1 protein-coding gene is annotated in these 648 nt (G+C 52.9%); it reads left to right on the top strand.

All coding sequences use genetic code 11. The annotated features are described in order from the left end of the window. The coding region (locus DMB68_RS23150) for a Calx-beta domain-containing protein (protein WP_196783722.1) at positions 1-648 on the top strand (648 nt) is incomplete at both ends.

Genomic DNA, 648 nt, shown 5'->3' on the forward strand with positions numbered 1-648 from the left:
CCGCTACACTGAGCACGGCTACGACTACCGATACAGTGGTAAGCTTAGGCTTTGCAGGAACAGCTTCAGCAGGAGATTATGCGGCAAGCAATACTACGATCACCATCCCGGCAGGGCAGCTGACCGGCACGATCACTATTGATCCGACCGATGATGCGCTGTACGAAGGAAACGAAACGGCAATTGTCGATATCACGAATGTTACAGGAGCTACGGCAGGCAGTACAACTCAGGCAACAGTAACGATCACTGATGACGAGACCACCCCAACGGTAACACTGAGCGGAACGACAACAATCGTCGAGAACGCGGCAGGCACCGCTACAATCACCGCTACGCTGAGCACGGCTACGACTACCGATACAGTGGTAAGCTTAGGCTTTGCAGGAACAGCATCAGCAGGAGACTATGCAGCAAGCAATACTACCATTACGATACCGGCAGGGCAGCTGACCGGCACGATCACGATTGATCCAACCGATGATGCTTTATATGAAGGAAACGAAACAGTAATTGTCGATATCACAGGAGTAACCGGAGGCAATGGCGCTACCGAAAACGGCGTTCAGCAGGCGACGGTAACGATCACTGATGACGAGACCACCCCAACGGTAACCCTGAGCGGAACGACAACAATCGTCGAGAACG

The sequence above is a fragment of the Flavobacterium hydrophilum genome (assembly GCF_003202405.1).
In the GTDB taxonomy this organism is placed as follows: Bacteria; Bacteroidota; Bacteroidia; order Flavobacteriales; family Flavobacteriaceae; genus Flavobacterium; species Flavobacterium hydrophilum.